This window comes from Streptococcus sp. HMSC078H12 (assembly GCF_001814615.1).
Taxonomy (GTDB): domain Bacteria; phylum Bacillota; class Bacilli; order Lactobacillales; family Streptococcaceae; genus Streptococcus; species Streptococcus salivarius_F.
In genome coordinates this window covers 136,241-160,443 of record NZ_KV817320.1, presented here as the reverse complement: position 1 = coordinate 160,443, position 24,203 = coordinate 136,241, and the positions used below count along the sequence as shown (strand labels likewise).

General features: G+C 39.1%; 23 protein-coding genes and 1 tRNA gene. 6 read left to right on the top strand and 18 right to left on the bottom strand.

Annotation, left to right across the window (positions count from 1 at the left end; translation table 11 throughout):
- Nucleotides 1-92: 92 nt before the first annotated feature.
- Nucleotides 93-710: a hypothetical protein gene (locus HMPREF2979_RS05120; protein WP_070655464.1), complete on the bottom strand. Its 618-nt coding sequence runs from the start codon at nt 708-710 to the stop codon at nt 93-95.
- Nucleotides 711-1,813: 1,103 nt separating this feature from the next.
- Here HMPREF2979_RS05120 and HMPREF2979_RS05115 point away from each other — a divergent pair.
- Nucleotides 1,814-2,515: an ABC transporter ATP-binding protein gene (locus tag HMPREF2979_RS05115; protein WP_002884692.1), complete on the top strand. Its 702-nt coding sequence runs from the start codon at nt 1,814-1,816 to the stop codon at nt 2,513-2,515.
- A 14-nt stretch (nt 2,516-2,529) separates the two neighbouring features.
- Nucleotides 2,530-5,172, top strand: a complete 2,643-nt coding sequence (locus tag HMPREF2979_RS05110; protein ID WP_070655462.1) for an FtsX-like permease family protein — start codon at nt 2,530-2,532, stop codon at nt 5,170-5,172.
- A gap of 50 nt (nt 5,173-5,222) precedes the next feature.
- On the opposite strand, the gene HMPREF2979_RS05105 is transcribed toward HMPREF2979_RS05110, so the two are convergent.
- The 3 genes from HMPREF2979_RS05105 to HMPREF2979_RS05095 all read right to left on the bottom strand — a co-directional run bounded on the left by HMPREF2979_RS05105 (nt 5,223) and on the right by HMPREF2979_RS05095 (nt 7,292).
- Nucleotides 5,223-5,951: a MerR family transcriptional regulator gene (locus tag HMPREF2979_RS05105; protein WP_070655460.1), complete on the bottom strand. Its 729-nt coding sequence runs from the start codon at nt 5,949-5,951 to the stop codon at nt 5,223-5,225.
- Nucleotides 5,952-6,116: 165 nt separating this feature from the next.
- Nucleotides 6,117-6,707, bottom strand: coding sequence for a 3'-5' exonuclease (locus HMPREF2979_RS05100; protein ID WP_070655458.1), 591 nt, complete (start codon nt 6,705-6,707; stop codon nt 6,117-6,119).
- Between the two features lie 48 nt (nt 6,708-6,755).
- Complete coding sequence (locus HMPREF2979_RS05095; protein WP_002884601.1) at nt 6,756-7,292, bottom strand: DUF536 domain-containing protein; 537 nt, start codon at nt 7,290-7,292, stop codon at nt 6,756-6,758.
- A gap of 503 nt (nt 7,293-7,795) precedes the next feature.
- Here HMPREF2979_RS05095 and HMPREF2979_RS05090 point away from each other — a divergent pair.
- Nucleotides 7,796-8,155, top strand: coding sequence for a metal-sulfur cluster assembly factor (locus HMPREF2979_RS05090; RefSeq protein ID WP_070655456.1), 360 nt, complete (start codon nt 7,796-7,798; stop codon nt 8,153-8,155).
- 156 nt (nt 8,156-8,311) lie between these two features.
- Here HMPREF2979_RS05090 and ilvD read toward each other — a convergent pair whose 3' ends face one another.
- Nucleotides 8,312-10,030 (bottom strand): dihydroxy-acid dehydratase, encoded by a 1,719-nt coding sequence (gene ilvD / locus HMPREF2979_RS05085; protein ID WP_014632703.1) that lies wholly within the window; start codon nt 10,028-10,030, stop codon nt 8,312-8,314.
- 112 nt (nt 10,031-10,142) lie between these two features.
- On the opposite strand from ilvD, the gene HMPREF2979_RS05080 reads away from it, so the two are divergent.
- A complete protein-coding gene (locus HMPREF2979_RS05080) occupies nt 10,143-11,324 on the top strand; it encodes an aminoacetone oxidase (RefSeq protein WP_070655454.1) in 1,182 nt (393 codons plus the stop codon).
- Between the two features lie 70 nt (nt 11,325-11,394).
- Here HMPREF2979_RS05080 and HMPREF2979_RS05075 read toward each other — a convergent pair.
- The 5 genes from HMPREF2979_RS05075 to HMPREF2979_RS05055 form a co-directional block, all read right to left on the bottom strand.
- A tRNA-Ser gene (locus tag HMPREF2979_RS05075) sits at nt 11,395-11,481 on the bottom strand.
- Between the two features lie 58 nt (nt 11,482-11,539).
- The gene (gene trmB / locus HMPREF2979_RS05070; RefSeq protein WP_003096317.1) at nt 11,540-12,181 is read right to left on the bottom strand and encodes a tRNA (guanosine(46)-N7)-methyltransferase TrmB; all 642 of its coding nucleotides are present in this window, start codon (nt 12,179-12,181) and stop codon (nt 11,540-11,542) included.
- 9 nt (nt 12,182-12,190) lie between these two features.
- Nucleotides 12,191-12,982 (bottom strand): cell cycle regulator CcrZ, encoded by a 792-nt coding sequence (gene ccrZ / locus HMPREF2979_RS05065; RefSeq protein ID WP_002884270.1) that lies wholly within the window; start codon nt 12,980-12,982, stop codon nt 12,191-12,193.
- Between the two features lie 57 nt (nt 12,983-13,039).
- A complete protein-coding gene (locus tag HMPREF2979_RS05060; RefSeq protein ID WP_371748832.1) occupies nt 13,040-14,074 on the bottom strand; it encodes an ABC transporter permease in 1,035 nt (344 codons plus the stop codon).
- Nucleotides 14,074-14,805 (bottom strand): ABC transporter ATP-binding protein, encoded by a 732-nt coding sequence (locus HMPREF2979_RS05055; protein ID WP_014634937.1) that lies wholly within the window; start codon nt 14,803-14,805, stop codon nt 14,074-14,076. The genes HMPREF2979_RS05060 and HMPREF2979_RS05055 overlap by 1 nt, the downstream gene beginning before the upstream one ends.
- 64 nt (nt 14,806-14,869) lie before the next feature.
- Here HMPREF2979_RS05055 and HMPREF2979_RS05050 point away from each other — a divergent pair, with 64 nt between their 5' ends.
- Both HMPREF2979_RS05050 and HMPREF2979_RS05045 read left to right on the top strand, forming a co-directional pair.
- On the top strand, nt 14,870-15,289 hold the full coding sequence (locus HMPREF2979_RS05050) for an HIT family protein (RefSeq protein ID WP_002891660.1): 420 nt from the start codon (nt 14,870-14,872) through the stop codon (nt 15,287-15,289).
- Nucleotides 15,286-15,585: a hypothetical protein gene (locus tag HMPREF2979_RS05045; RefSeq protein WP_002884229.1), complete on the top strand. Its 300-nt coding sequence runs from the start codon at nt 15,286-15,288 to the stop codon at nt 15,583-15,585. The genes HMPREF2979_RS05050 and HMPREF2979_RS05045 overlap by 4 nt, the downstream gene beginning before the upstream one ends.
- Before the next feature lie 179 nt (nt 15,586-15,764).
- On the opposite strand, the gene HMPREF2979_RS10315 is transcribed toward HMPREF2979_RS05045, so the two are convergent.
- The 8 genes from HMPREF2979_RS10315 to HMPREF2979_RS05015 form a co-directional block, all read right to left on the bottom strand.
- Entirely contained in the window at nt 15,765-15,932 is a 168-nt protein-coding gene (locus tag HMPREF2979_RS10315; protein WP_186821181.1) for a hypothetical protein, read from the bottom strand.
- Nucleotides 15,933-15,949: 17 nt separating this feature from the next.
- On the bottom strand, nt 15,950-16,342 hold the full coding sequence (locus tag HMPREF2979_RS05040; RefSeq protein ID WP_070655452.1) for a hypothetical protein: 393 nt from the start codon (nt 16,340-16,342) through the stop codon (nt 15,950-15,952).
- Between the two features lie 165 nt (nt 16,343-16,507).
- Nucleotides 16,508-17,116: a DUF4230 domain-containing protein gene (locus HMPREF2979_RS05035; protein WP_002884297.1), complete on the bottom strand. Its 609-nt coding sequence runs from the start codon at nt 17,114-17,116 to the stop codon at nt 16,508-16,510.
- A 17-nt stretch (nt 17,117-17,133) separates the two neighbouring features.
- On the bottom strand, nt 17,134-17,259 hold the full coding sequence (locus HMPREF2979_RS10435; protein WP_002884447.1) for a hypothetical protein: 126 nt from the start codon (nt 17,257-17,259) through the stop codon (nt 17,134-17,136).
- Nucleotides 17,260-17,694: 435 nt separating this feature from the next.
- Complete coding sequence (locus HMPREF2979_RS05030; RefSeq protein WP_070655450.1) at nt 17,695-19,800, bottom strand: AAA family ATPase; 2,106 nt, start codon at nt 19,798-19,800, stop codon at nt 17,695-17,697.
- 725 nt (nt 19,801-20,525) lie between these two features.
- Nucleotides 20,526-20,780, bottom strand: coding sequence for a Txe/YoeB family addiction module toxin (locus HMPREF2979_RS05025; RefSeq protein WP_070655448.1), 255 nt, complete (start codon nt 20,778-20,780; stop codon nt 20,526-20,528).
- 3 nt (nt 20,781-20,783) lie between these two features.
- Nucleotides 20,784-21,038: a type II toxin-antitoxin system Phd/YefM family antitoxin gene (locus HMPREF2979_RS05020; protein ID WP_013991075.1), complete on the bottom strand. Its 255-nt coding sequence runs from the start codon at nt 21,036-21,038 to the stop codon at nt 20,784-20,786.
- Nucleotides 21,039-21,201: 163 nt separating this feature from the next.
- On the bottom strand, nt 21,202-24,201 hold the full coding sequence (locus tag HMPREF2979_RS05015; protein ID WP_070655446.1) for a type I restriction endonuclease subunit R: 3,000 nt from the start codon (nt 24,199-24,201) through the stop codon (nt 21,202-21,204).
- Nucleotides 24,202-24,203 lie beyond the last annotated feature (2 nt).

Genomic DNA, 24,203 nt, shown 5'->3' with positions numbered 1-24,203 from the left:
TTTTTCTATATACTCATCTAGCAACTCAGTCATAACATACAAAAGACTTGGACAAGAAATCCAAGTCTTTTTGTGTTAGTCATATAAAAATTTTATTCTTCAACCAAAGCAAGACCTGACTGTGCGTCTTCTTCGTTTGCCAATTTATAACGATTCTTTTGACCTAAGTAAATACTCGCTGAATCCAATGAACTTTCTAAAGTAGGGTAATTCACATCTTCATTCGCTGTTTGGGAAGGTACAGGTCCTGAGATTAATAACTCATCATCATTCTTGACATAAATCTGGTATTCCCCAACTTCGCTAGTTTGAGCTAAAATCTCATTCAACAAGTTTGGGTCGAGCGTTTGAGCGACGCCATCAACCACTTGATTAGAGTCCTGCTTATGCTCCGACGAATCCACTACTTCAGTGATAACGATGTAGTCTGGAGTTTCTTCATCTGAAGTCTTAGATCCTTCAGTTTCTGGCTGTTTTTGTCCAGGTGTATCTTGTTTCTTCGTATCTTGAGCTTGCCCATCATAAGTCTTCAATTCCTCATCACTAACGGTTTGAACCTTAGTTTGATTAGCATCTAAATCAAGTTTTGGAGCTTCTTTGACATCAGCTGAAGCTCCACTGGTACCCATGAATAGAGCTAGAGCCCCCAAAGTAGCAATCAAGCAGATTATTGCTTTGCCGATAAAACCATTATCTTTATTCTTAATCATAAATCCCTCACTATTTGTTTGGTTAGCTCTAACTGGCTAACAACCGAGTCCAATTTGCTGCTGTAGGAGGTAAAAGGTTGGTTGAGCTGTTTGACCAACCCTTCACCCAGATAACAATCTTAGCATGCAAAACCCTTGATTTCAAGCATTTCTTTAATTTTTAAGCATTTTAAATAAATGACAACTTCATGTCTTAAAATTGATGATAATCTATTATCAGATTAGCCTTTTTACGCTATGCAAATGGTAATTTCTTTAAGTAGTGCTTAGGGAAATAATACTTGTTTTTTAGACAAATTCTTCAAAAACGACTTTTGCTGACTCATCTCCCCAAAAATTTTATCGGATAGCAAAATTCTGTCCAAACACTTTCAATGTAACTATAAAATAGAATTCTTGTGTCAGGAAGTGGAGTTTTCAACATCCTAAAATAAGATTAGAAACTAAAGTCCCCCGATTAGCCCAAAGAAAGCTACAACAAAAGGATTTATAAGTAACTTTATAAAACACCTCCCAATAAACAACTCATTCTAAAGATGAACATTTCTCATTAAGATATCTATTTTTAAGGCATTTACAACTTCTTTAAAAATAACTAACACACAAAAAATGATTACGAAAAGGCCGCTATTTCCCCATGAATAAATCAACCCATATAAAAAACGTATCCTCCAAATTCAAAAAAATGGTGGTATTCTGGATAGATCCATGCTCGAAACTATGAAAAACTCTTTACTCATCATCAACTCTGACGCAAAGGCAGATCCCCTTTGACACCCCTATGGTGAAACATTTACCGACCTAAAGTCTTCGACAATGATGGAAATTTGGAAAAACAGTAAATCTACTCAGTAAAAGACTAAAAATAACCTAACTTTATAACTATTCCACCAAATTTTCAACTCACTCAAAGCTCATCTAGAATAGGTTTTTCTCATGTGTAAACGCTTCACTCAAATTTCTGTCACATGTAAGAAAATCTTATCGTCTTTTAAACCTTTTTTTGCTACAAAACCTAGATATTCCAAGGAAAATCCGTTACAATAGAGTACGGAAAGATAGGTAATTATCAGCATCATTATTTTCGTATGAAAGGGAAATTCATGGCTTATATTCAAATGAAGCATAGCTATAAACGCTATAAAACCGGTGATCTGGAAATTATCGCAAACAACGACGTAAGCTTTGATATTGAAAAAGGGGAGCTTGTCGTTATTCTCGGTGCCTCTGGTGCCGGGAAATCAACCGTTCTTAACATCTTGGGTGGTATGGACACCAATGACGAAGGCCGCGTCATTATTGATGGTAAGGATATCTCTGAATACACAGCTAAAGAACTGACAACATATCGTCGTGAGGACGTTGGCTTTGTGTTCCAATTTTACAACTTAGTTTCTAACCTTACGGCCAGGGAAAACGTCGAACTAGCATCCGAAATCGTTCCAAACGCTAAAGATGCTACTCAAACACTCGTCGAAGTCGGTTTGGGAGACCGCTTAGACAACTTCCCATCACAACTATCTGGTGGGGAGCAACAGCGTGTTGCCATTGCACGCGCCGTTGCCAAAAATCCAAAGATCCTTCTTTGTGATGAACCAACAGGGGCTCTGGATTATCAAACAGGGAAACAAATCCTGACTCTCCTTCAAGAAATGGCTCGCAAACAGGGAACAACTGTTATCATCGTGACCCATAATGCTTCTCTAGCTCCAATTGCCGATCGTGTCATTCGAATGCACGATGCCAAGATTAAGAGTGTGGAACTTAATCCTAATCCACAAAAAATCGAGGACTTGGAATACTAGAAAGGAGCACCGTCATGAAAAAAACAACTTATTGGAAAGATGTTTGGCGAACCTTTGTAGCTTCTAAAGGGCGTATGCTCTCTATTGCCTTGCTTATGGCACTGGGATCCTTTGCCTTGATTGGTCTTAAAGTAACTTCTCCTAATATGAAAAAAACTGGGGAACACTTCTTCAAGACGCATCAAACAGCTGACTTGAGCTTAATCAGCACTTACAGTATCAACCAAACCGATCAGGACCTTCTCAATTCGATTAAGAAAAAGAATGTAGACATCGAGTATGGTTATTTCAAAGATGCTGTCATCAAGGGGAAGAATACAGCATTTCGTATTTTCTCTAAACCTAAGAAAATCTCTACTTACGACCTTATTGAGGGGAAACTTCCTACTAAGGACGGGGAAATCGCTCTTTCCTCAACCTATAAAGAAGAATATAGCGTCGGAGATAAGATTAACTTTTCTGAGCCAGTAGATAGCTCAGGGCAAAAACAATTAAAGGAACAAACATATACCATTACTGGTTTTGTTAATTCCTCTGAACTTCTCTCTAGGAACCGCCTTGGTAATGCCAGTGCTGGTACGGGGAAACTGGATGGCTATGCCATTGTTCCAGAGACGGACTTCACTTCTAATGATTACATGATTGCCCGCATCCGCTACAAGGATTTGGAAAACGTTAGTCCTTTTAGTGAGAAATACGCAAATAAGATTTCTGAACGAAAGACTGAACTCAAGGAACTCTTTAAAGACGAACCTGAGAAACGCCTCGCTGAAATCAAGTCACAGTCTCAAGCTCAAATTACTCAAGCTAAACAAGAACTTGAAACGGCACTCGCACAGACCCAGCAAATGGCTACAAGCAACCCAGCCGAAGCCGCTAGCGTCAAAGAAGCTACTACCAAAATTGAAGCCAAGCAAAAAGAACTCGAAGAAAGTCAAGCAATGGTTGATAATTTACCAGCGCCTAGCTATCAATTCTACTCTCGTCGAGAGATTCCGGGTTCTGAGGGATATGTTGCTTATGAAAGTAATATTAACATCATTCACGATGTGAGTAACATCTTCCCTGTCGCTCTCTACTTTATGGCTGCTTTGGTTACCTTTGTAACCATGGGACGCTTTGTTGAAGAGGAACGTGGTAAGGCTGGTATCTTCAACGCCCTAGGCTACAGTAATTCGCGAATTATCCATAAATTCGTCATTTATGGTTTGATAACGAGTATTACTGGTACAACTGCAGGTGTTATTACCGGTCATACACTACTTCCGATTCTAATCCACAATACTTATAAGAGCGATTTGCAGCTTCCTGCTTTCGAATTGCACTTCTACCTAGGACTTACTCTTGTGGCCTTCCTTTTAGGTCTCTTATCTGCTGTGCTACCTGCCTTTGCGGTTGCCAAGAAAGAGCTCTGGGAAAAACCTTCCCAACTCCTCCTTCCAAAACCACCTCGTGCAGGAGCTAAGATTGTCCTAGAGCGCATCACACCTCTTTGGAAACGTCTCAGCTTTACGGAAAAAGTTACCATGCGTAATATTTTCCGCTATAAGCAACGGATGTTTATGACCCTCTTTGGTGTCGCAGGTTCTATCGCACTGCTCTTCGCAGGTTTAGGAATTCGATCTTCTGTATCTAACCTTAACCAGCAACAGTTTGAAGACATCATTCACTATGATATGATTGTTGCCAAGCAACCAAATACGTCAAGTGCTTTGGATGAGGAACTCACTAAACTCCTCGATAGCAAGGATGTTAAAGAATACTTGAATGTCCATTTTGAAACCTTGCAAAAAATTGCCGGTAGCAACAAGGACACTCAGGAAATCTCAACCCTTGTCTTTAACGACCGTGACGATAAACTCGTTGATAGTTACGTTAGCTTGCATGACCGAGACCGTAATAAGACTCTCAAGCTATCTAATGACGGAGCTATTATCTCTGAAAAAATGGCAAAACTCCTAAACCTCAAGGTTGGAGATACCATTACTGTGCAAAACAGTCAGGATGAATCTGTCAAGATTAAGATAGCTGGTATCACTGAAATGTACATGGGGCATTTCCTCTTTATGAATGCTAGCTACTACCAAAAAGCTTTTGGGACACCTTCAGTGAATAATGCCAACCTTGTTACTCTCGCTGAACCAACAAAGCAAAATGTTGAAAATATGGCAGCCAAATTCATCAACTTACCAAATGTTTATGGTGTTGTTCAAAATAACAGCCTTAAACTGCAAATCAGCACTATGGTCAATTCATTGACACAGGTTATTGGTATCTTGATTACGGTTTCCATTCTCCTTGCTGTGGTTGTTCTCCATAACCTCACTAACATCAACGTTTCAGAACGTATCCACGAACTTTCAACCGTTAAGGTTCTTGGTTTCTACAATAACGAAGTATCCCTCTACATCTATCGTGAAACCATTTACCTTTCTATCATCGGTATCTTCGTAGGGTTTGGTCTTGGACAGGTACTCCACCAATATATGGTAAGCATCATTCCGCCAGATCGTATCATGTTTGATCCATCTATCGGACTGGCTACCTACCTTTTACCAGCTGTTCTTATCGGCATAATCCTTATTATCCTTGGCTTCGTCGTCAACAAACGTCTTGCCAAACTTAATATGCTTGAAGCCCTAAGCTCAGTTGAATAAGCTAAAAACGCCTGAGAAGTAATTCTCAAGCATTTTTTATGTTCGATAACCTATTTTGTTTTAGTCTTAGCCAACTCTAGACAGTAGGTCTTCACATGACAATGAGGACAAGTCAGCTTACGAGTCCTTGGGGTATGTCCGGCAAGAGCAAATTCTTTAAAACTTGGATCAAAGGTCCTATGACAATTAGGACAGAGGTATTCAAACTGCTTTCTATAGTGAAACATCACTAAATTCATTACTATAATAAAAGCAGGACAGACAACAAACAAACCTCTGGGATCCTTAAAATAATAAATAACAACCAGTAGGCTCATCAGATAAAGAAGGGAGATTAGAATGACACTCCCATATATTCTCAACTGCAAATGACGCCATGATTTTTGATTTTCCATAAGACGTGAAATGTCTGACAAATCTTCCAGCGAAAGTTGATGTCGTTTAGCAGTTGCTTTTTGCAAGTGACGGGCACGTTTTAGTTTGACCTCTATTTCCTCTGAAGACTTTTCCAAGCTTTCAATTTGATCTGTCAATAAAAGCTCTAAAACCTGTTCCCTATTCTCCTCTTGCAAGAGTTTCTTGATTTGATTAATTGAGAAATCCAAATCTCTTAAGAAACAAATGACTTGTAGGCGTTCCAAATCTGATTCGTGATAGATTCTCCGACCACCCTCTGTGACTTCAGATGGCGTCAAGATCCCTCGTTGATCATAGTACTGGACAGTCCTAACAGACACTTCTGCTGCTTTAGCCAACTCTCCTGTTGAAAACTGCGACATCTCAGTCACCTCCTTTTAAGATTTTCTATCAAAGAAGGTCTTTCACCACCTTTGATACCTAGATTCTACCTTATAACGCAAGGTAATATGCAAGCTATAACCCTAGAGGATTTTCTTTTCTTACAGAAAAAGTTAGCTATCACTCTTTACAGCTCTTGTAAAGCTTTAGTCGAAAAGGCCTCCCAAACCTAAAGCAGCAAAAGGATTGTTACTGACTTCTTCCTGTTGTTCCAAAAGTTTGGCATTCTCATCTAATTCGAGAAACTTCTCATAAATCTGTGCGGTCATACGAGCATCCTCCAAGCTGTTATGGCCATGTCCCTTAATTCCAAAGAAATCTGCCACACTAGTCAACTTAAGGTTAACAATACCGTTCAAATCAGTAGCACGACGGTCAAAAGCCTCATCAAAAACATCTAAAGCATATTGCTCTTCCAAGTCCAAACCATTTTCCGACAAAAGAGGCAAGTCCGACTTAAGGGCATTGTAGCCGATAAGTGGAGTGTCACCAACAAATGATTTAAAATCCGCCAGAACGGACTCTAGCTTTGGTGCCTTGGCAATCTTATCCGCTGTAATTCCCGTCAAACCATTGATAAAGGACTGTAAAGGAACGTCCGAATAGACGAAAGAATCAAACTGGCCCACTTCCTCATGCTGGTCTATCTTAACGGCCGATACCTGAATAATATGGCTAACCCCATCCACTGTATTGAACTCCAAATCAAAGGCAATATAAGTTTCTAAATTTTCCATTTTATCTCCTATAATAGTTAAAGCTGAGACTGAGTCCCAGCTTCTTTTTTATTTTCCAAATAGACGTCCAAAGAAACCTTTTTTTGAAGCTTCTTCTTGTTTGGTCTGGATTTCTTCCACTTGGGCCTTGGCTTCGTCAACCTCAACCTTAGCCTCATCAAGTTCCAGTTTAAGCTCTTCCTTGTCTTTCATAGCAGTCAAGGTCAATTGTTGCTGTTGATCGATTTGCTTGTCCTTTTCAGCGATTTGAACGTCTTTGACACGCAATTGATCATCCATGTTAGACAACTGCTCATCCTTAGCCTTCAACTGAGCATAAAGACGGGCAATCTCAGAGTTTTTCTCGTCTACAAGAATCTCTAACAACTCACGTTGCTTTGTTTCTTCATCGATTGGCTCATCGTCAAAGATGGTTTTCTTGTAGATTTCCTCCAACTTAATCAAGCCACTGCGTTTAACGACAGTAACCCCTTTAGCATTTTTTTCTAAATCTTCTTCTGGAAGTTGTTTGACACGATTATTGACTGCTTGACGACTAACGCCAAGGATTTCAGCAATCTCGCTGACTGTCTTTTCAATACTCATAATAGCCTCATTTTCTCTTGAAATGTCTTACTATGAGAATATCACAATCACTCCTTTCTGTCAATTTGACTAGTTATTCTGGATATCTGAAGGACTTTTTTCCTTTCACTCTTCAAACAATTTACTTGATAGTAAGCTAAGCTTTTGGTAAACTATGTGTAGGTATAAATGTATATAGAAGGAGAGTCTTTGACTTAAACAATCGGTACTTCCAAATTGGGTTTGGTCGGTATCAGATCTGTTGTATCTAGGAATGGTGGGAACAATTCCACAAGGTTTGGGATTTTCATTCTTGCTCCAATTTTTGATGGTATTCGAGCAACCTTGGTTGCAAAACGACTTGATATTGAAGCATAAATCACATTATCTTCAACGGTTTGACTGTTGGAGTTTTTTTATTGTTACTTTACTCGCTTACTAAAGCCTCATATTGCCATCCGAGATTGAAAAAAGCCCTAAATTATGCCATAATAAACAAAAGCAAAATAGAAAGAATGAGTCCTATGAAAAACTTCCGTGATGATATTAAGGTCAATGATTTGGCCCAGCCCTTCTTAGATCCAATCGTTGAACAAATGACCACTGTATTCGACCCTGAGATTGAGCTAGATATTTACAACCTTGGTTTGATTTATGAAATCACCGTCGATGAAAATGGCCACTGCTACTTCCTTATGACCTTTACTGATACTGGGTGTGGCTGTGAAGAGACTATGCCTTATGAAATCGCTGAAAAGCTAAAATCCATTGACGGCATTAACTCCGTCAAGGTGGAAACCACTTATTCACCAGCCTGGAAGATGACACGTATCAGTCGTTATGGACGCATTGCCCTTGGTATCTCACCTCGAGGCGGAAAATAAAAGGAAAACCGATTGGACATCTCCAATCGGTTTTTTATCAGGCTAACAGCAGATAGACGATCACTTGTCATGATACTATAATCAACCGTCTTAGGATTTAACACAAAAAAATCACATCGAACAAATGTCCGGTGTGATTTCTTTTATGTTAGCAAATTAGGCTTTACCTGATTTATCCATGTTCCAGAAGTCGGTAACGGCACCACGAGATGCTGATGAAACGATGTGAGCATACTTACCGAGGACACCACGGCTATAAAGTGGTGGCAACTCAGTTTCAGCTTTACGTTTCGCCAACTCTTCGTCTGAAACGTGCATAGTAATTTCTTTAGTATCTTGGTCAACTGTAACCATATCACCTGTACGGAGGTAGGCAATAGGTCCACCAACCTGAGCTTCAGGAGCAATGTGACCAACAACGAGTCCGTAAGTACCACCTGAGAAACGTCCATCTGTCAAGAGGGCAACCTTGTCCCCTTGACCCTTACCAACGATCATTGATGACAATGACAACATTTCTGGCATACCAGGACCACCCTTAGGACCTACAAAACGTACAACAACTACGTCGCCATCAACGATTTCATCAGAAAGAACTGCTTCGATGGCATCTTCTTCTGAGTCAAATACTTTAGCAGGACCAGTGATGTTACGAACTTTAACCCCTGATACTTTGGCAACCGCACCTTCTGGAGCCAAGTTACCTTTCAAGATAATCAATGGACCATCAGCACGTTTAGGATTTTCAAGCGGCATGATGACTTTTTGACCTGGTGTCAAATCATCGAAGGCCTCCAAGTTTTCTGCAACAGTCTTACCAGTACATGTGATACGATCACCGTGAAGGAAACCATTCTTAAGAAGGTATTTCATAACGGCTGGCACACCACCGACGTTGTAAAGGTCTTGGAAGACATATTGACCTGAAGGTTTCAAGTCAGCCAAGTGAGGTACACGCTCTTGGAAATCGTTGAAATCTTCAAGTGTCAAATCAACATTAGCAGCGTGAGCAATAGCGAGCAAGTGAAGTGTCGCATTGGTTGAACCACCAAGTGCCATTGTGACAGTGATGGCATCTTCAAAGGCTTCACGTGTCAAGATATCTGATGGTTTAAGACCTAGTTCAAGCATCTTAACAACCGCACGACCTGCTTCTTCGATATCTGCTTTTTTCTCAGCTGATTCTGCAGGGTGAGATGATGATCCTGGAAGACTCATTCCCATTACTTCGATGGCTGTCGCCATTGTATTGGCAGTATACATACCACCACAACCACCAGGGCCAGGGCAGGCATTACATTCAAGTTCTTTAACCTCTTCAGCGGTCATATCACCGTGGTTCCATTTACCGATACCTTCGAAAACAGAAACCAAGTCGATATCCTTACCGTTAAGATTACCTGGTGCAATGGTACCACCATAGGCAAAAATCGCTGGAATATCCATGTTAGCAATGGCAATCATAGAACCAGGCATGTTCTTATCACATCCACCGATAGCAACAAAGGCATCGACGTTGTGACCACCCATAGCTGCTTCGATTGAGTCAGCAATGATATCACGAGATGTCAATGAGAAACGCATCCCTGGTGTCCCCATGGCAATGCCATCAGCAACGGTAATCGTACCAAATTGAACTGGCCAAGCACCCGCGTCTTTAACACCTTCTTTGGCAATTTGACCAAAACCGTGCAAGTGGATATTACATGGTGTGTTCTCAGCCCAAGTTGAGATAACCCCAACAATAGGCTTTTCAAAACTATCATCCGTCATCCCAGTCGCACGAAGCATGGCACGGTTAGGTGATTTAACCATGCTATCGTAGACAGATGAACGGTGTTTCATGTTATTTTCAGACACGATATTTTCCTCCATAGTTAATAACTATTCTAATTTAAACTTCTACTCCTATTCTAACATAAATTGTCTAAAAAAACTGACCATTTACCAACTATTCTCCCTTTTTAAATTATGCTAAAATAAAGGCATGAAACATTTTGATACTATCGTTATTGGTGGGGGGCCTGCTGGCATGATGGCGACCATCGCCTCAGCCTTCTATGGCCAACAAACCCTCCTAATTGAAAAAAACAAACGTCTCGGAAAGAAGCTGGCTGGTACTGGTGGTGGACGTTGTAATGTTACTAACAACGGGACTTTAGACGATCTTCTAGCAGGCATTCCTGGTAATGGACGTTTCCTCTATAGCGTCTTTTCACAATTTGATAACCACGATATCATTGCTTTTTTCGAGGACAATGGTGTCAAACTCAAGGTTGAGGATCACGGACGTGTCTTCCCTAAGACAGATAAATCACGGACCATCATCCAAGCTCTGGAAAATAAAATTCAAGAACTGGGTGCTAGTATCCTTACCAATACAGAAGTTGTCTCCGTCAAAAAAGTCGATGAGCAATTCCAAGTTAAGTCTTCAGACCAGACTTTTACCAGTGATAAACTCATCGTCACAACTGGAGGAAAATCTTACCCATCGACTGGTTCAACTGGTTTTGGACATGAAATTGCCCGCCATTTTAAGCTCCATGTCACTGATCTTGAAGCTGCGGAAAGTCCACTCCTAACCGACTTTCCCCACAAGGCTTTACAGGGAATTTCTCTTGACGATGTCACCCTGTCCTATGGCAAACACAAGATTACCCACGACCTTCTCTTCACCCATTTTGGACTGTCTGGACCAGCTGCCCTACGTCTTTCCAGCTTTGTTAAGGGTGGTGAGATCGCTCATCTGGACTTTCTTCCCAACCAAAGTCTAGAAAATCTCAAGACTTACTTTGAGGAAAACCGTGAGAAATCTGTCAAAAACACCCTCAAAGCGCTTGTGCCTGAGCGTGTTGCTGAATTCCTAGCAGAAGATAAGGCTGATAGCAAGGTTAAACAACTGCACCCCAAAGACTTGGAAAACATTATCAGTCAGCTTAAGGACATGGAAATCCCAATCACAGGTAAAATGTCACTTGCCAAATCCTTTGTGACTAAAGGTGGCGTTGACCTTAAGGAGATTAATCCCAAGACCCTAGAAAGTAAAAAGGTCCCTCACCTACACTTTGCAGGAGAGGTCCTTGACATCAATGCCCATACCGGCGGTTTTAACATCACTAGCGCCCTCTGTACTGGTTGGGTCGCAGGCACTCAAAGCCCTTGGGACTAGGAAGATTTTTCAATTAAGGACAACAAAAAGGTCCCTTCTATGGCAGAAGGGATTTTTATCTATTTCTCAAAGGAGAGGAGGGGATTCGAACCCCCGAGCCCCGTTAAGGACTACACGCTTTCCAAGCGTGCGCACTCGGCCTCTATGCGACCTCTCCACATCAAACGATTAGCCATCAATAGGCTAATCGTTATTTTTAATCAAGTTTTCAATAATTAATCTTTAAACTGAGCCTCTACTCGGTAGATGACCTGACCTTTTTCTGAGAACTTACGCTCGTACTCAGTCATGACATTGCCCTCATAATCACTTGCATGAAGGTCCAACCAAACTTTGTTGAGAACCATTCCATACTGTGAAAAGCTCGCCAAACTGTATTCAAAAAGTCCACGATTGTCTGTCTTAAAGTGAATCTCTCCATTTTCAGGCAAAATTTGCTTATAAGTATCTAGGAAAGTCTTGTATGTCAAACGACGTTTCTCGTGGCGACTCTTAGGCCATGGATCTGAGAAATTCAGATACATCATATCCACTTCGCCATCTTCAAAATAATTGGTCAAGGCTGAACCATCCACGCGCAAGAGTTTGACATTTTCAGCACCCGAAGCCAAAACCTTATCCAAGGCATAGCTCAATACAGACAGCTGAATATCAATACCAATGTAGTTGATGTCAGGGTTTTGTTGGGCCATACCAGTAATGAAGGCCCCTTTACCAGATCCTACCTCGATATGGATAGGATTGTCATTACCAAAAAGCTCATGCCACTTACCTTTAGCAGCCTCCGGCTCAAGGATAACGTACTGAGGATGGTTAGCTAGGTGTTCCTCTGCACCTTTACGTTTTCTAACTCGCATGTCTACTTTCTAATATCTGTGCAAGGTCTCTCTGAATTTACGAAGTTCATAAATTTCTCGGTTGGCATGTTCCATATCACGACTATCAAAGAATTTTGAAATCTGTGTCAAATATGAAAACTGCCCATACCAATAAATCTTGTCCATCACAAGGTCGTTGTTCTTATAGCCATAGTATGACAACCACTGTGGCCAATGTGCCAATGGAATGTAATGGCTGAGGATCTGCGCCACATCATACATACGATCTGTTAGACGTACAGAATCCCAATCAACCAAATAAATCAATCCTGAGGTTGTGATGACAAAGTTACTATGACGAGCATCTCCGTGAACAATTGTTGCAATTTCCGCACGAAACTCTGGAAGATGACGTTTCAAATCTCTAACAACGTCTTGAAGGAAGCCATTTTCACGCAATTGGTAAGCGGCATTTTCCTCCCACTCGTGTAGAAGATCGAAAGGATTTTCAATATGATAATCCAACTGCAAGAGTTGATTAACCAAGTGTTTAGAGCGGTGCAAATTACCAAGAATTTGGATAATCTGTTTACTGTTCATGTCATGTTTGGTCAAAATACGACCATCAAGCCACTCCTGTGCACTCATCATGTCACCATTTCCCAGACGCTTAGCCCACAAGAGCTGTGGTGCAATCTGTTCCTTGGCAAGAGCTGCCAAGATTGGTGTTGTATTCATCTTCACAAAGACGCGATCTCCGTTTGGGTAAGTTCCCATATAGGCCTTACCACTATTTCCTTTGAGAGGAGTCAGGCTCAAATCTTTATCTGTTGATGTCACCTAGGCATCTCCTTTTTCTTTAGTCATTCGTTTCTATTTTAACTTATTTAATAGGTGTTAGTCAATCATCTTCTTAAGCTTGGCTGGTAGGTAAACAAGGCTCAGAACTAGCATCATTCCAACCAAAATCAGGCTAAACTTAAGGTCGAAGAGACAAATAGCCTGTACCAGAGTCATCCCAAGTACAATCTGGCTAATCAAGCGCTTAAGATTGCTTACCTGCATGTCTTTTCCAACTGGCATAAGGTTAGCCATTCTCTGATAAGCAAAGTGCGATTTAAGTGCCGTGAGCTGAAAGAGCAAGAGGTAATCAAAAACAACCACAAGCACCATAGCCAACCATTTTTCAGGAACCAAAAAGATAACTAGAAGTGTTAGGGCAAACAGGCGTAAACTAAGGGCAAAGTAATCCCCAGAACGCAAGAAGGCTCTTAGGTAAAGATTGTACCAAGTATGTTCCTTGTCTTTCTTTGTACGTTTGAGAATACCATCCAAATAAGCACGGCGTTTAACACTCGACGTAATCCCTTTAACATTGGTAAAGAGTGAAAAGAACTTCAGAATCGATTGTTGACGCTTATTTTCCGCTGCAATAGCCTCAGTCCAATTCAGTCCAGACTGCTTATAAAAAGGTTGAGCCTTTTTCTGAAAAATGAAGTACTTAAGAATAGCCATAGCCACAGCTACAAGGATAACTCCCCAAACTGGAAGTCCCAAGGCTAAAAAGAGCGGAATAACCAAAATAAAAATCAGGCTTTGTACGATTACCCAAAATCTAAAAGCACGCCCTGTTGCCTTCTTAACATGGTCTAACACCTCTTCTTCCTTCACCAAAAGGTAATGCTTATCAGCTGGCTCTAAATAAGTCGCAATATTCCCCCAGAAAGGCAATAGAAGACAAAGCACTAGCAAACCAAGAATGATTGCCCACGGATTCTTTGGAAAATGTCGAAGCAACTGGCTATACTGAACCAATACAAAACCTAGCAGAAAGAGAAGAACCAAGATAAAGTGATCATTAAAGACGTAGCGACTATACTTAGCACAGCGGGCATTGAATCGCTTGCTACGCTCCTTAAATAGCTTAGCTATCATGACAATTCTCCCTTAGTTAACTGCATGTAGATATCGTTAAGACTAGCACTATCATCGCCAAAAGTCTGACGGAGCTCCTCAAGAGTTCCCTGTGCCAAGACCTGTCCATGGTGCAAAATCACGAAGCGGTCACACATCTTCTCAGCCGAATCCAAAACGTGTGTAGACATGAGAATTGCCTTGCCCTTAGCTTTTTCCTCAGCTAAAAGCTCAATTAAGTCGGAGATTGCCAAGGGGTCCAAGCCCAAGAAGGGTTCATCAACAATGAAAAGACTTGGATTCACAATAAAGGCACAGATAATCATGACCTTCTGCTTCATCCCCTTTGAAAACTGAGTCGGGAACCAATCTAGCTTTTCATCTAAACGAAAGAGCTTAAGGTACTTGTCCGCACGTGCCATTCCTTCAGTCACATCAAGACCATAGGCCATCAACACCGTTTTCAAATGTTCACGAAGCGTCAATTCTTCATAGAGGCTTGGCGTTTCAGGGATGTAACCAATCTTCTGACGATAGCTAGCTGAATCTTGCTGAATGGTTAACCCATCAATGGCAATCTGTCCCCCATAAGGTGTTAAGAGACCAATAATCTCGTTAATTGTTGTTGATTTCCCAGCACCATTAAGACCGATAAGACCAACTAATTCGCCATCAGCCACCTCAAAAGTCACATCTTTTAGGACGGGAATATTAGCGTAACCACCCGTCACCTTTTCTAATTTAAGCATTATCTTTTCTCTCTTTGGTATGATATAATCTATTATAACAAAAACTCATGGAAAGGTCGTTATTATGGATAATTGTATTTTCTGTAAAATTATATCTGGAGAAATTCCTTCATCAAAAGTCTACGAGGACGACAAGGTTCTAGCCTTCCTCGATATTTCACAAGCTACAAAAGGACATACCTTGGTTATTCCTAAAGAGCACGTTCGTAACATCTTAGAAATGTCTGCTGAGACCGCTGAGACTGTCTTTAGCCGTGTTCCAAAAATTGCTCGTGCGGTGCAAAAAGCAACTGGAGCAATCGGCATGAATATCCTTAATAACAACGAAGAAGTTGCAGGACAAACCGTCTTCCACGCTCATATCCATCTCGTTCCTCGTTACGGTGCAGACGATGGTATCCACATGGGATTTGACGAACACGAACCAGACTTCGCTGCCCTGGCCGACCTTGCTGACAGCATCGCTAAAGAGGTAACAGAATGAAAATCGGACGCTTTCTAGCTCTTGGAACTCTTGCCTACGGTGCCTACTACGCCTATAAACGACGTGAAGACATCAAAGAGGAAATCCTAGACCTCAACCAATCACGAGAAAATATCTCTCACGATCTGGACAATATCAAACGCAACCTCGACATCATCAAGGAACAAAACCTTGTTCTCGCTGACATCAAACAAGACCTCAACTATAAAAAACGCGTCTTCAAAAAAGACCTCGAACCCCGACTCAACATCATCCAAGAACGCTTGCAAAAGTATCAAGGTGATGATAAAGAATAAAGGTAAGTAGTTTGTGCTACTTACCTTTTTTATCAATGATGAAAACTTATAAAAAGTTTATGGATAGTGTAATAGTCACTCAATGTTCCTTTTTTCACAACAGAAAGTACCATTCAATAATAAAAGGCACCACTAATCAGATTAAAGAGAACACTACTAAATCTATTTTCATATAATTACTATTTCTTTTTTAAAGCATTAATAATAGAACGTGTGGCTGATTTCGCTAATCCTTGATTTTTGGGATGTGTCCTTAAATAGGAATGAACTTTGGTACCAGTATCTGAACGTGTATAACCATTTGTATTAACAATTTTATTACTTAGCAATTTATCCAAAAAAGTCATTGTACCCCTCCTTACAATTAGTAATCAAAATTTATACTAAATGAATCCATAGTATCAAAGTCACCATTCTGTATATTAGCAGTCCAACTGATATTTTCGCCGCTCTTCATTTTATGCTTATAGTAGTTTGCATCTTTTGCTTTTTCGTCTGATTCCTCAACTTTCTGTCCTGGATTAACTGCAACAAATTCTGATATAGAAACTGACTGCTTTCCTTTCGGATCAATACTAGATTGTGAAGAACTAAATGGCGTTGCTTCAATACTATTGTTAATTACAAAAGTTGATTCAATATTAATTTCTTTATCCGTTAAGTTATCAATAATAATATTTCCACCAGTTCTTGTTATTTTAATATTTTTATCACTATATAGTTCTTCCGTTTTTGCTACTGTTTTTTTCGAACCCATAATACTTGGTCCTACTTTTGACGTATTATTGCCATTAGTAGAATTTTCATTCGAAGAATCTCTAATAGCTAAAAAAAATATTAACAATGTAAATATAAATCCAAAAACTGCAAATACATAAACGCTAACATTAAAAATTTACTTTAACATATCTTTTCCTCACCTTTATTTTTGAGTTTCAATTGTCACTTTTGCCTCGTGGTCCAAAGATTTAATCATTGTAGAGTAGTACTTCTCGGCTGACTCCTTTAATAATTTTTTATTGTCCTTTATAAAACCTTGTTGTTCCTTATTTGAAAAACCTTCTGCAACAGCCTCACCAGTATCTATGTCTTTAGTCGAATAACTAAGAATCCCCCCACTAGTATCGTAGAGTGTATAAGGTTTGTCTTTATCTAATTCAACACCAATAACTTCAAATTTGGGTAATGTAACTTGATAATTATGATTACCATTATCTTTAATGGTTACATCATTCTTAATACCGAATTTTGCCGTATAATTTAGAATAATGAGTGCTTTCTTTTCTGAACCAGGTATTACAAAGTTACTACCAAATAACTTTGTATTATTTTCTATTGACTTAACTTTTTGAATAGATGCATTGAGTAAAACTAACTCACTGACCTTTTCCAAAGATTTTACATTTACTATGATTTCTGTCTTTGGTTTTTGATTACCAGATGACTCACTCCCTTTATATACGCTAAGAAAAATGAATCCTACGACAATCACTAATAAAATCGCTAAAATACCATATATTATCTTTTTCATACTTTTTCCCTATTAACTCATTTCTTCAAAAACAACTGGATTAACAATCCTGCAATCACAATACCAGCTGCAATTAGGGGGTTCAACATTGCTATTCCTACAAGAAGTAGAATAGCCAAAATCCATAAAACTACTTTTAACATTATTTCTCCTTATCAAATAACAAAAGATTGTAATATTAAACCCAAGAAATCACTAACTAAAATTTAATTTTACACAAAAATTATATAGCGATATGAATGCGTTGTCAACGCTTTCTTGAAAATAGAATATATTTTTAACTATTTATCATATTATCATAATTTAAACAATTTTATCTCATTTTATATTTAAGAATAAATATAAAAGTCACAACTATACACAAAGCAAGACTTTCCGCTGTGCTAAAAGTGAGAGAAGTCCTATTACTTCTCTCACTCGGAAGATTTGAGCCTAAGTCTCAAATCTTAGGAATGGAATTTCTCTAGGAAGTCGCTTCCGTCCGTAGCACCCAAGGAAAGTCTTAAATAAAAAAGAAAAAAACAGAGATGTCTACTAACATCTCTGCTTCATAATAGGATTAGGAGGTTTTATACTTCTTATTCAGCATCTTTTTCTTTGATAACCAAGACACCATCTTCCATATCAGCTTCTAGGTGTTTAGCATCAAGGTTATCCAAGTGGAAGTCTGTGACTTTGTCACGGATTTGTTGTTCAACCACACGACGGAGTGGACGAACACCCATGACTTCATCGTAGCCTTCTTCAGTCATGTATTCTTTAGCAGCTTCGCTAACTGCCAAGTCAATGTCTTTCTTAGAAAGCGTCTTGTTAACTTCAACCAACATAAGGTCTACAATCTTAGAAAGATCTTCTTTGCTCAAGTGTGAGAATTCGATGACAGCATTGAAACGGTTAAGGAATTCTGGACGGAAGTAAGGTTTCAAACGATCCATAAGTTCTGGTTTATCAGCATCTTCTGTCAAGTTAGCTTCGTAACCAAAGCCAGCGTTTGAAGTTGCGATAATCACAGTATTCTTGAAGTTTACAGTGTTACCTTGACCATCTGTCAAACGACCATCATCCAAAACTTGGAGGAGAAGGGTGATGACTTGAGGGTCAGCCTTTTCAATTTCGTCGAGAAGGACGATTGAGTATGGGTTACGGCGAACACGTTCTGTCAAAGTATTGCTATTGTCATCATAACCAACATAACCAGCTGTTGTACCAATCAATTTAGAAACGGCTGTGCGGTCGCTGTATTCTGACATGTCCAAACGGATGATAGCATCTTTTGTTCCGAACATATCAAGAGCCAATTGTTTAGCCAACTCAGTTTTACCAACACCAGTAGGTCCTACAAAGAGGAAGCTACCAATTGGACGGTTACCTTCGTCAAATCCTGCACGGTTACGACGGATGGCACGTGCCACTGCTTCAACGGCTTTATCTTGACCGATAACCTTAGTTTGCAAACGGTGGCCCATATCTTTCAAACGTTCGATATCAGTTGCTCCCATTTGCGATACTGGGATACCAGTCATACGTTCTACAGATTCAGCCACATCGTTAACAGTTGCAGTGACTTTAAGGTCTGCTGTGTGGTTAGCAATTTTCTTTTCAAGTTCTTCAATGCGAACTTTAGCATTTAGAGCTGCTTCGTAGTCTTCTTTGGCAGCTGCAGCTTCTTGTTTAGCTTTTTCTTCTTCGATTTCATGTTCAACAGCATTCACATCAGTCACTGGGTGTTGAGCAGCCAAGTGAGCCGCTGTTACATCGACAAGGTCGATAGCCTTATCTGGCAAGCTACGTTGTGGAATGTATTGGACAGAGAAATCTACTGCTGCTTTCAAGACATCATCTGGCAAGATAACATTGTGGTGTTTTTCATAAAGATCACGGATACCTTGGAGAATCTTGAAGGTATCTTCAGCAGAAGGAGCATTAACCTTAACTTCGTTGAAACGACGAGCAAGAGCAGCGTTCTTCAAGATAGTGTTACGGTATTCATCCTGAGTTGTTGCACCAATCACTGTCAATTCACCACGTGAAAGAGCAGGTTTCAAGATATCAGCAAGACCTTTAGACCCTTGGCCATCGCCAGTGCTTCCGGCACCAAGAATTTGGTGGATTTCATCGAAGAAGAGGATAATATTTCCAGCTTCTTTGACTTCATTTACCAAGTTTTGAATGTTTTCTTCAAAGCTACCACGGTATTGCGTACCAGCTTCAAGTCCAGAAATATCAATTGAGATGATTTCTTTGTTCTTGATAGCAGCTGGGACATCACCATTAACGATAGCTTGAGCCAAACCTTCAACTACAGCTGTTTTACCAACACCAGCGTCCCCGACAAGGACTGGGTTATTCTTGGTACGACGAGCCAAGATTTCGCAAGCTTCTTGGATTTCTTTGTTACGTCCGATAACAGGATCCAATTTACCTTCGCGAGCTTCTTCAGTCAAGTTACGACCAAGTTTAGCAAGAATACCATCTTGTTTAGGTCCTTTACCTTGATGTTGAGTTGGGTTCACTGCTTCACCTTCATTACTAGGCAATTGACCTGTTTGACGGTAGATAGCAAATTCTTCAGGTGTCACTTCACGACCGTTAATCATGTAGCGACGGTTTTCTGAACGGTAACCACCCATGTTCCCCATCAATTGATTGAAAAGATCGTCCATATTGTTAAAGTTGTTGTTCATATAATTACCTCGTTTTGTGTTTTCTTGTGAAATTTTTTAAATGTTATTTTTTATGTTAATGTGTAAGTTTTGACTTTTACTGACCAAAACCCTAAAAATTTTTAGTAGCTTCAACTACTCTTCTAATAATTTCAGGTTTTGCTCTTGGTAGGAGACTGAGAACTTTCTCAGTCTTAAACAAATTGTCATTTAGCATAAGAGCCACCTTCTTTCTGTGAATCTCTCAATATAGCTAACTTCCAAGCCCCTTTCGAAACTATGAAGAGTTTCGACGAAAGAAACTTGTACATTAAGGAATCCTTTTTCCTTATAGTTTTATCATATACCTTTCATTTAATCAGGTCAAGAATTTAGTTTTGACTTTTACTGACCTTTCAGATGAAAATTTTTGCAGACTAGCTGCAATCCTTTTTTATTGGTATATGGGCTATTGACATAGCCTTCATAAGGATTTCATTTCCTTATGTTTATATTGTACAACATTGGTCAGTAATAGTCAATGGTTTTTTTGACTTTTTTTGACCTTTGTTATCATTTTTTTGTAGCCAAGCTATAATTACCTTTTTACAAGGAACTAACCCACGCCACAAGATTTATAAGGAGGATAAATCCTTATGTAACTATCATACACTATTAGTCAGTAAAGGTCAATAGTTTTGTTTGATCTTTTTTGACCTTTTTGAGAATATTTGCCGAAAAGTAAAAAAAGCCTACTAAAGGTAGACCTAATAATGATCTTTAAAAGATAGAAAAGCGACGCTCTTACCATCAATCATATAAATCAAACGATTTTCAGCATCAATTCGTCGAGACCAAGCTCCTTGAAAGCCATACTTTAAGGGTTCTGGCTTACCAATACCTGAAAAAGGATCCCGCTGAATATCTTTAATCAGCTTATTGATTCGTTTAAGTGTCTTCCTATCCTGATTTTGCCAATAACAATAATCTGTCCATGCATCTTCAGTAAAAGTGAGTAACATTTTCTACTCCTTTATTGCATGTTCTTGAGTCTCTCCAGCACGTACCTGAGCCATTCCTCTTAAAACCTTGTCTGATAGTTCTTTATTTTGAACAATACGCAATGTTTCTTGAATGCTATCCCATTCACTCTTTGAGACCACTACAATATCTTCATCAGGATTTTTATTGACTACAGCTAGAGGTTCAAACTCATCATTAACCTTCTTCATATAATCCTTTAAATGATTTCGAAACGTTGAATAGACGACTGCTTCCATTAGCATACCTCATTTTCCTCTTTTCTTTTATTATATACCAAAAGACCAAACTTGTCAGGAACTTGTACAAGTCCATCCTTTCTATTACATCTATTCGAAAAAAGAATCAAAAAAGCCTACCAGAGGTAGACCTATATCACTTTTTTAACTAACAATACCAGCTCTAATCAACATTATTTTCTGTATTCTCTAAAGTCTCTTCTTTTAAAGATTTATAAACATCATTGAGAAAAATATTTGCCATACGCTTTTTAAAAGCCTCATTATTCAGAAGTGCTCCAAACAAATCTTGACTTTGAGAGTAGCCCTCTGTTAATGCATTGTCTATTTCCTCTTCAAAAGCAAACTTAAAGTCTTCACGAGAGTTAACATGTGCTGATTGTTTAAGTCTTGCATTTTTCTTCAGCAATTCGCGAATAGAGACTGCTCCACTGATTCCAACTTCTGAATCAATATTCAAGTTCAACTGTTCATTTATTTCCTCTAAAATTTCTGACAGGCGCTTCTCTTGTTCATCCGTAATAGAAGTTAGATTAGGTTTTGGTAGTTTCAACTCTGGATCGTTCTCCAATTCAGGAGATGAAGTAAAATAACCAGTTTGCTTATGCTTCATGTAATCAACTACAATTTTATCCGCAATCGTAAAATCATTACCGCCCAAACGAACATCAATCATTTTTACAAGACTTTGTAGGTAGTTATAGCGTTCATGTAACATCTCATTTTGATATGCAGTAGCTTGGATTAAGAAGGTATACATACGTATAAAACTACGAATCACTCTTCTAATAGACAATTGGTCTTTTTCATCAAACCTCTTGATTCTATCATATCCTTTATTAAGAAGAGCAACCATTTTTTGCTTTTCTCGACTAGACCTTTTTTCCTGGTATAAGAACTGATTGAACTCGTGAACAACACTATTATCCAAAATACTATATTCGTCAATCTTTCTATCCAAATCAAGAATATCACTTGGAGTAATTGTATCAGCCAAGATTGTCTCACGATAATAAGGAGCAAAAGCAGCACGAATATCATCATAAGTATTTTTAAAATCAAGAATAAAGGTTTTCTTGTTGTAACCTCTAAAAATCCGATTTAGTCTAGATAGCGTCTGAACAGCTGCAACATTACGTAATTTTTTATCCACATACATAGCCACCAATTTGGGCTGGTTAAACCCTGTTTGATATTTATTAGCTACAATCAAAACCTGATAATCATCAGTATTAAAGTTATCTTTTAAATCATCTTCTTTGAAGCCATTCATAGCAGATTCAGAGTATTCACTTCCTAAATAATTAACTTTTCCAGAAAAAGCAATCATTGTCCCAATACTTGTTATACTATGCTCTTTAAAATACTTCTTAAAAGCTAGCTGGTACTTAACTGCGGCTTCACGCCCTGACGTTACTATCATCGCCTTTCCCTGTCCACCTAGTTCCGCCATGATATCATGACTGATAAAGTGATCCATGATAATCTCAACCTTTTGGTCAATGTTTTCATCAGATAATTCCACAAATTTTGCAATCTTGCGTTTGGCAATGGTGGTTTTTAATTCAGGATCTTCTTCCACAGCTTTATTCAATCTGTAGTAGGTCTTATAAGTAGTGTAATTATTTAAAACATCGAGAATGAAACCTTCTTCAATAGCTTGTTTCATACTGTAAACATCAAATGGAGCTTTTGAGCCATCTGGTTGAGTCGTACCAAATAGTTGCAATGTTGTTGCTTTAGGTGTTGCTGTAAACGCAATAATAGAGACATTAGCTTGTTTACCTGTACGAGCAATTTCTCTCTCAATGGCATCTGCTGCTGTGACCTCCTGAAGCTCTTCAATCGTTCCATTTTCAATATCAGTCTCGGTTAAGACTTGACTAACAGAACTCATGTACGAACCTGTCGTAGAGCTATGAGCTTCATCAATCAAAATAGCAAACTTCTTGTTAGCAGTATTGCCCACAGACATCCAATCTGACTGATTAATCTGTGCAAACTTATGGATTGTCGTCGCAATGATTTTTGTATTCCCCGCAATGGCATCAGCTAAATCACTTGAAGTCTCTCGATCTCCCATAACCTTCACCACACCATTTTTATGACCAATCTGCTTAACCGCATCTTGTAACTGACGATCAACAACAATACGATCTGTCACTATCAATACAGTATCTACAATATTATTATTTTCTTCATCATGTAAAGAGACCAAACTATGAGCCAACCATGCTATGGTATTTGTTTTACCAGAACCAGCTGAATGTTGAATTAGGTAATTACTCTCAGTATGATTACTCCTCATATCTTCAAGCAAGCGACTAACAGCTCTACGCTGATGATATCTTGGAAAAATCAGTGTTTTCTTTTTCGGATCCTTCTTATCAATCTCAAAAAAGATAAAGCTCTCTATCAGCTGGAGGATACTATCCTTGGTCATCACATCTAACCACAAGTACTCTGTATCGACACCATCAGAATTATGAGGATTACCACTTCCCATATCAATCCCTTGACCTTTCCCCATATTAAAAGGTAAGAAGTAGGTTTCTTGTCCTTTTAACTGTGTGGTCATGTAGACTTCCAAGGTATCTACAGCAAAAGAAGCTAGAACACCTTGTTCAAAACGAAAGAGACGATTCTTAGCATTACGACCTTTGAGTTGCTTGATGGCATCTTGGACAGATTGACCACTAGGATTAAACTTAAGCTCGATAGCAAATAAGGCTAATCCATTGATAAAGATAACAAGATCAATACGGTCACTCTCTTCATAAACCACTTCCTCAATGACAGATAGACGATTTGCGTGATATTGCTTTACAGCTTTTTCATTAAAACTGGTCGCGGGTTTACGACAAAGGAGACGGAGTTGCTTGTTTTCAATAAAGACCCCCTCTTTTAAGGCGAACAAAAAGCCGCCCTTGACGATTTCTTTATTGATTAAATTGATAATCGTATCCTTGTTCAACTTTTTAAGGAGATAATCCATGGTCTCCTTCTGGGTCTCCATCAGAAAATCCCACAAGAGGTCCACATCCATGGCTAATCTAGGATTGTACTGAGCAGTATCCCGTTGGATATAACCATTTTTTTCTTTCAAGTCTTTGATAATCCACTGCTGGAAATCATAACGCTCCTTCATGCCCAAATTTGCCATAA

What these genes read in the sequence shown, in the direction of transcription:
- HMPREF2979_RS05080 (WP_070655454.1), top strand. Translation starts at nt 10,143, where the DNA reads ATGAAACATTTTGATACTATCGTTATTGGTGGGGGGCCTGCTGGCATG.
- HMPREF2979_RS05040 (WP_070655452.1), bottom strand. Translation starts at nt 16,342, where the DNA reads ATGGGTTCGAAAAAAACAGTAGCAAAAACGGAAGAACTATATAGTGAT.
- HMPREF2979_RS05100 (WP_070655458.1), bottom strand. Translation starts at nt 6,707, where the DNA reads ATGGAAAATTTAGAAACTTATATTGCCTTTGATTTGGAGTTCAATACA.
- HMPREF2979_RS05055 (WP_014634937.1), bottom strand. Translation starts at nt 14,805, where the DNA reads ATGCTTAAATTAGAAAAGGTGACGGGTGGTTACGCTAATATTCCCGTC.
- HMPREF2979_RS05120 (WP_070655464.1), bottom strand. Translation starts at nt 710, where the DNA reads ATGATTAAGAATAAAGATAATGGTTTTATCGGCAAAGCAATAATCTGC.
- HMPREF2979_RS05050 (WP_002891660.1), top strand. Translation starts at nt 14,870, where the DNA reads ATGGATAATTGTATTTTCTGTAAAATTATATCTGGAGAAATTCCTTCA.
- HMPREF2979_RS05045 (WP_002884229.1), top strand. Translation starts at nt 15,286, where the DNA reads ATGAAAATCGGACGCTTTCTAGCTCTTGGAACTCTTGCCTACGGTGCC.
- HMPREF2979_RS10315 (WP_186821181.1), bottom strand. Translation starts at nt 15,932, where the DNA reads ATGACTTTTTTGGATAAATTGCTAAGTAATAAAATTGTTAATACAAAT.
- HMPREF2979_RS05035 (WP_002884297.1), bottom strand. Translation starts at nt 17,116, where the DNA reads ATGAAAAAGATAATATATGGTATTTTAGCGATTTTATTAGTGATTGTC.
- HMPREF2979_RS05025 (WP_070655448.1), bottom strand. Translation starts at nt 20,780, where the DNA reads ATGTTACTCACTTTTACTGAAGATGCATGGACAGATTATTGTTATTGG.
- HMPREF2979_RS10435 (WP_002884447.1), bottom strand. Translation starts at nt 17,259, where the DNA reads ATGTTAAAAGTAGTTTTATGGATTTTGGCTATTCTACTTCTTGTAGGA.
- trmB (WP_003096317.1), bottom strand. Translation starts at nt 12,181, where the DNA reads ATGCGAGTTAGAAAACGTAAAGGTGCAGAGGAACACCTAGCTAACCAT.
- HMPREF2979_RS05115 (WP_002884692.1), top strand. Translation starts at nt 1,814, where the DNA reads ATGGCTTATATTCAAATGAAGCATAGCTATAAACGCTATAAAACCGGT.
- HMPREF2979_RS05015 (WP_070655446.1), bottom strand. Translation starts at nt 24,201, where the DNA reads ATGGCAAATTTGGGCATGAAGGAGCGTTATGATTTCCAGCAGTGGATT.
- HMPREF2979_RS05095 (WP_002884601.1), bottom strand. Translation starts at nt 7,292, where the DNA reads ATGAGTATTGAAAAGACAGTCAGCGAGATTGCTGAAATCCTTGGCGTT.
- HMPREF2979_RS05090 (WP_070655456.1), top strand. Translation starts at nt 7,796, where the DNA reads ATGAAAAACTTCCGTGATGATATTAAGGTCAATGATTTGGCCCAGCCC.
- HMPREF2979_RS05110 (WP_070655462.1), top strand. Translation starts at nt 2,530, where the DNA reads ATGAAAAAAACAACTTATTGGAAAGATGTTTGGCGAACCTTTGTAGCT.
- ilvD (WP_014632703.1), bottom strand. Translation starts at nt 10,030, where the DNA reads ATGGAGGAAAATATCGTGTCTGAAAATAACATGAAACACCGTTCATCT.
- HMPREF2979_RS05020 (WP_013991075.1), bottom strand. Translation starts at nt 21,038, where the DNA reads ATGGAAGCAGTCGTCTATTCAACGTTTCGAAATCATTTAAAGGATTAT.
- HMPREF2979_RS05105 (WP_070655460.1), bottom strand. Translation starts at nt 5,951, where the DNA reads ATGTCGCAGTTTTCAACAGGAGAGTTGGCTAAAGCAGCAGAAGTGTCT.
- HMPREF2979_RS05030 (WP_070655450.1), bottom strand. Translation starts at nt 19,800, where the DNA reads ATGAACAACAACTTTAACAATATGGACGATCTTTTCAATCAATTGATG.